Genomic DNA, 5717 nt, shown 5'->3' on the forward strand with positions numbered 1-5717 from the left:
GTTACCTGCGAATCAGACCGTCCGCGCCAACCGCCACGAATCGGCGCGCACCCGCTGCCACGTCGCACCGGGTTCGAGGCGGTGCTGCCGGTGAGCGACCAAGTGCCGGCTCACGCATGCTGGACAGGTCCCAGGAAGACTCCGGCCCTTGCGCCGGTCCACGGAGGGGGTGACGTCGACGTCTGTCGGACGGGAGTCGAGCACTCCATCTCGAGCCACCTCGCCCCCCCGCGCGAGCAAGCCGGCCGACCCGAGCAAGCCGGCCCGGTCGGGTGCCCCGTCGCACGCCGTCGCGCCGGAACGTGCCCCCACCCCGCCCCGATCCACCGCGCCGTCCCGATCCGCCAGGCCGTCCCGATCCGCCAGGCCGGGCAACATGGCGAGCGGCGTCACCTACGCGGACGACGGCGCTTCCGCGCGTCGCTCCCCCGGCGGCACGGGCGACGGTCCGGCGGCGGCCGGCGGGGCCGGGGCCGGGGAGCGGGCAGGCCGCTCATCCCCCGTCCACCCGTGAACCGGCGTCGGGTCCTGAAGAAGATGGGGCTGACGGCGATCGTTCTCGGGCTGGTCGTCGCGTTGTTGTCCCTGCCGTTCGTCGGTGCGGTCGGCCTGTTCGCCAAGGGAAGCGCGGACCACTTCCTCGGGCTGCCCGCCGAGCTCGTCACGCCTCCGTTGCCGCAGAGTTCGACGATTCTGGCCGCCGACGGATCAGTGATCGCCATGTTGCGCGGGGCCGAGAACCGCATCGTCGTGCCCGGCAACGAGATCCCGAAGATCATGCGCGAGGCAATCATCTCGATCGAGGACGCCCGCTTCTACCAGCACGGCGGCGTCGACCCACAGGGCGTCTTCCGCGCCGCGCTGCGCAACAGCGAGGCCGGCGGAGTCTCTCAGGGCGGTTCGACGCTGACCCAGCAGTACGTCAAGAACGTGCTGCTGCAGAACGCCCGCACCACGCGGGAGCGAGAGGTCGCGGCCGGGAACTCCCTGGAACGCAAGATCCAGGAGCTCCGGTACGCCCTGGGCATCGAGAAGCGGTTCTCCAAGGACGAGATCCTGGAGCGATACCTCAACATCGCGTATTTCGGTGACGGGGCGTACGGGATCGGCACCGCCGCCGAGCACTACTTCGGGGTGCCCATCTCCCAGGTCACTCTCGAACAGGCGGCGCTGCTCGCCGGGCTCGTGCAGAGTCCGTCCCGGTACAACCCCGCCGCTTACCCGGAGGCCGCGCTGGCCCGGCGCAACACCGTGCTGGACAAGATAGCCGCCGAGGGGTATATCTCCACCACCCAGGCAGAGGCGACGAAGCAGATGCCGCTGAACGTCGTGAAGGCCCCGCCGCCGGCCGCGGACTCCTGCGAGACGTCGTCGGCGCCGTTCTTCTGCGACTACGTGCGGTCCCAGCTGCGAGCGAGCCCGGCGCTCGGTTCCACCCTGGAGGAACGCAACCGACGCATCTACGAGGGCGGCCTGGTCATCAGGACCACTCTCGACCCGATGGTGCAGCAGGCGGCGCAGGACGCCGTCAACTCGACCGTGTCACCGAGCAGCCGGGTGTCGGCGACCGAGGTCGTCATCCAGCCCGGCACCGGCAACATCCTCGCCATGGCAGTGAACCGGGTGTACGGCTCGAACACAGCCGTCAACCAGACGGTGGTACCGCTGCCGACCAGCGCCACCTTCCAGCCCGGGTCGACGTTCAAGACCTTCGTGCTCGCCGCCGCGCTCGAACAGGGCTACGGCACCTCAACGGCCTTCTACTCCCCGGCCTGCTACAAGACCAAGAAGTTCCCGTTGGACCGCGGTGAGGGCGACTGCCCCAGGGGTTTCTCGAACTCCGATCCCGCCGAGGCCGGCATCTACGACATCCCCAAGGGCACCTGGGACTCAGTGAACACCTTCTACGTGCAGCTCGCGGAGAAGACCGGCGTCCCGGCGGTCCTGGAGATGGCCAAACGCCTGGGCGTCACACCGCCGAAGGCAGACAAGATCGGCTCCACCGACGGGGCCACCGCCATCGGCGGCGGCCAGTACATGTACGTCTCCCCGTTGCAGATGGCCGACGCCTACGCGACGATCGCCGGCGGCGGGGTGCGCTGCACGCCCCGCTTCGCCACCGAGGCCATCGACTCCAGCCACGACCCGATCGACATCGCCCAGCCGCGGCAGTGCGAACAGGTACTCGCCAAGGGTGTTGCTGACACCGTGACCAGTGTGCTCGCCGGCGTCCCGGTCCGCGGGACCGGGACCAAGGCCGCCATCGACCGCCCCTCGGCAGGCAAGACCGGCACCACCGACGAGTTCTCGGCCGCCTGGTATGTCGGCTTCACCCCGCAGCTCGCCGCGGCGGTATCCGTCGGCGACCCCATGGGGGCGGAGAGCCACCCGCTGCGGGGCGTCGTCGCCGACGGCCGGACCTGGCCCCATGTCTTCGGCGGCGACCTGCCCGCGATCATCTGGAGCAAGTCGATGCGGGCCGCCCTGGCCAACCGGCCGGTGGTCCCGTTGCCCGGCGCCGATCCGACCGTCGCGCGCGGCACCAAGGGAGGTCTGCAGAACACCCCGCCAGCACCGGCGCCCGGTCAGGGCCTCGGCGACTTGTTGCAGAACCTGGGTCAGCAGATCTTTCCCGGCATGGGCGGACAGCCACAGGGAGGCGGCGCCCAGCCCGGCACGGGCCAGAGCGGGCAGAACCAGGGACAGCCGCAGCAGCCTCAGAACGGCGTCGAACCAGGATCCGGCAGAGGGGATCAGCCTGCCGGCCGCTAGCCAGCCTTCCGGCGGCCTGGTCAGCGCCTGAGATCCTGGTCAACGCCTAAGGTCCTGGTCAACGCCTAAGGTCGTGGGCCGCGGGCACCTGCACGGGATCGACCCCGATCGCTAGGGCGAGATAAACGGCCGTGTAGTCGAACAGGCCGATGAGTGAGGCGAGCCGTTCCAGCGGCCCGCCGCCGTCGGCGCGCAGTTCGGTGACGCCGACGCCTCGCTCGGCCGCCACCGCCACCGCCGCCTCGGCCTGCCGGGCGACATCCAGGCGTTCGACGTCGGGATCGCGCAGCAGGACCAGGCGGAGCCGGATCGACTCGTCCTCCTCGGCGCGGTCGCGGAAGAAGTCGTCGAAGTCGTCGCGCACCGGGCCGCCAGCCGCGAGACCCGCGCCGAAAGCACCGTCGAACAGCGCGACCTGGTGGCGGGCGGGATGCGGCAGCGCCCCGGCGATGGCCGGATACTTCGCGTTCGTCGCGAGCTGGGTGACGGCACGTTCGGCCACCACGTTCGTCACCGGTGAGGTTCCCCAGATGATCGGCAACGTACCGGCCAGCTCGAGCGCCAGCGTCTTCGCCGGATTGACGAACGACTCGCTGGACGTACGGCAGCGGGTCGCGACGTCCTCGAGGCGGACGGCGGCCGCCTCGATCGCCTCGTCCGCCACCCGCGCGATACCCAGGGCCCGGGCGACGATGATCAGTGGCAGCGACAACGACCACAGGGCGGCACGAGCGGGCTGCTCCGCCGAGGTCACGACGAGGGGCGCACCGGCCACCCCGGCCAGGTGGGCCAGGGGGGTGTCGGCAGGGGCGACCACGGCCACCCGCGCGCCGCGCCGGTTCGCCTCCTCCACCGCCGAACAGGTCTCCGCGGAGGTACCGGACGCCGACACCGCAAGGACGACGTCGGCCACCCCCACCCAGCCCGGCAGGCCGTAGGTGTGGTGACCGATGACGGGCACCGGGCTGGCCGGCCCGGCGACGGCGGCGAGCACCCCGGCGGCCAGCGCCGCGCCGCCCACCCCCACCACGACGACCGCCCGGGGCCGCCCGTCAGCGGCAAGGCGAGCGACCCCGGCCTCCTGGGCGAGGGTGGCACCGCGACGGACCTGGCGGGCGGCGGAGGCGATGTGCGGCAGGAGACCGCCGGCGTGACCGGCGTCAATGCGGGCGGTGTCGTCGAGGATCGCCTCGTCGAGGTACACGTCGAGGCCGCGGCGTCAGTTCGACGCCGGCGCGCCGGAGAACGGGACCGCCTCGTCGAGCAGCATCACCGGGATGTCGTCACACACCGGGAACGCCAGGCCGCAGGCGAGGCACACCAGCACGGGGGCACCGCCCAGCTCGTCGGGCCGCAGCTCACCGTGCTTGCTGCACGGGCAGACGAGGATCTCCAACAGCAGCGGGTCGAGACTCATCAGGCTTCCCTTCCGCTCCGGATGCGAGCGAGGATCTCGTCGCGCAGCCGATGCATCGTGGCGTCGTCGGGCCCCTCCACGTTGAGCCGCAACAGCGGCTCGGTGTTGGACGGGCGGAGGTTAAACCAGGATCCGTCCGAGAAGGAGATCGTCAACCCGTCCAGGTGGTCCACGTCGGCGGCGTCCGGCGCGTACGCCTTCTCGCTCACGTTCATCGCCGCCGCGGCGTCCGCGATCTCGGAATTGATCTCACCGGACGCGCTGTAACGGGCGTACCCCCCGAGCAGCCCGGACAGCGGCCGGTCCTGGCCGCCCAACGCGGCGAGCACATGAAGCGCGGCGAGCATGCCGGAGTCCGCCCGCCAGAAGTCGCGGAAGTAGAAGTGACCGGAATGCTCGCCACCGAAGACCGCGCCGGTACGGGCCATCTCGGCCTTGATGAACGAGTGGCCCACGCGGGTGCGGACCGGGACGCCCCCGCGCTCGGTGACCAACTCGGGGACCGCCCGGCTGACGATGACGTTGTGGATGACCGTGCCCCCCGGCTCCCGGGCCAGCTCGCGATCGGCCACCAGGGCGGTGATGGTCGACGGAGAGACGATCTCCCCCCGCTCGTCGACGACAAAGCAGCGGTCGGCGTCGCCGTCGAAGGCCAAGCCGATGTCGGCTCCGGAGCTGCGGACGGCGGCCTGCAGGTCCCGCAGGTTCGCCGGCTCGATCGGGTTCGCCTCGTGGTTCGGGAAGGAGCCGTCCAGCTCGAAGTAGAGCGGGATCACTGTCAGCGGCAGCCCGGTGAAGGTGGCCGGGACGGTCAGCCCGCCCATGCCGTTACCCGCGTCCACGGCGACCGTCAGCGGCCGGATCCCCGCCAGGTCGACCAGGGTGCGCAGATGACGCACGTAGGAGTCCAGCAGGTCCCGCCGGGTCACGGTGCCGCGACGACCGGGACCGGCGGGAATGCCCGCCTCGATCATCGCGCGGATGTCGGCGAGCCCGGTCTCCTGGCCGATGGGTGCCGCGCCGGCCCGGCAGAGCTTCATGCCGTTGTACTTCGCCGGGTTGTGCGACGCGGTGAACATCGCACCCGGAATGTTCAGCGAACCGGCGGCGAAGTAGAGCAGATCGGTGGATCCCAGCCCGGCGGCGATCACGTCCGCGCCCTGGCTGACCGCCCCCTCGGCGAAGGCCTCGGCGAGCGGGACCGACGACTCCCGCATGTCGTGCGCGGTCACGATCCGCGGGGCGCCGAGCAGCCGCACGAAGGCGGCTCCGGTGGCTCGGGCGACGTCGGCATCGAACTCCGCCGGCACCACGCCACGCACGTCGTACGCCTTGAAGATCCGCGAGAGGTCACGCATCCCTTCCAACCCCTTCTCCCTGGTGTCCCCCGGCACCGGGTGAATGGTGCCCCCCCGGCCGCGCGGCCACTGCTGCGACCGGCTCGGTTGACCTTATCCGCCGGGTCCGGCACCGCCAGGACCGCGTCCGGGCGAAGTCGCGCCGAACCACTCACCGGACCACCGGTACC

At 71.3% G+C, this 5717-nt stretch carries 4 protein-coding genes; 1 reads left to right on the top strand and 3 read right to left on the bottom strand.

The window, feature by feature from the left end:
* Positions 1-537: 537 nt before the first annotated feature.
* Positions 538-2772, top strand: coding sequence for a transglycosylase domain-containing protein (locus AC08OQ_RS17135; RefSeq protein WP_476602225.1), 2235 nt, complete (start codon positions 538-540; stop codon positions 2770-2772).
* A 58-nt stretch (positions 2773-2830) separates the two neighbouring features.
* Here the strand turns inward: AC08OQ_RS17135 and AC08OQ_RS17140 are convergent, their stop codons facing one another.
* From AC08OQ_RS17140 to AC08OQ_RS17150, 3 genes are read right to left on the bottom strand one after another with little or no spacing between them, the layout of a single operon-like run.
* A complete protein-coding gene (locus tag AC08OQ_RS17140; protein WP_462188240.1) occupies positions 2831-3976 on the bottom strand; it encodes an SIS domain-containing protein in 1146 nt (381 codons plus the stop codon).
* Positions 3977-3991: 15 nt separating this feature from the next.
* The gene (locus tag AC08OQ_RS17145) at positions 3992-4189 is read right to left on the bottom strand and encodes a Trm112 family protein (protein WP_476605739.1); all 198 of its coding nucleotides are present in this window, start codon (positions 4187-4189) and stop codon (positions 3992-3994) included.
* Positions 4189-5547, bottom strand: coding sequence for a phosphomannomutase/phosphoglucomutase (locus tag AC08OQ_RS17150; RefSeq protein ID WP_476605738.1), 1359 nt, complete (start codon positions 5545-5547; stop codon positions 4189-4191). Before AC08OQ_RS17150 ends, AC08OQ_RS17145 begins: the two co-directional genes overlap by 1 nt.
* Positions 5548-5717: the final 170 nt, after the last annotated feature.

Source organism: Frankia sp. CcCS3, from assembly GCF_977927575.1.

Excerpts from the sequence above, each read along its gene's own strand:
- AC08OQ_RS17135 (WP_476602225.1), top strand. The coding sequence starts at position 538 with ATGGGGCTGACGGCGATCGTTCTCGGGCTGGTCGTCGCGTTGTTGTCC.
- AC08OQ_RS17150 (WP_476605738.1), bottom strand. The coding sequence starts at position 5,547 with ATGCGTGACCTCTCGCGGATCTTCAAGGCGTACGACGTGCGTGGCGTG.
- AC08OQ_RS17145 (WP_476605739.1), bottom strand. The coding sequence starts at position 4,189 with ATGAGTCTCGACCCGCTGCTGTTGGAGATCCTCGTCTGCCCGTGCAGC.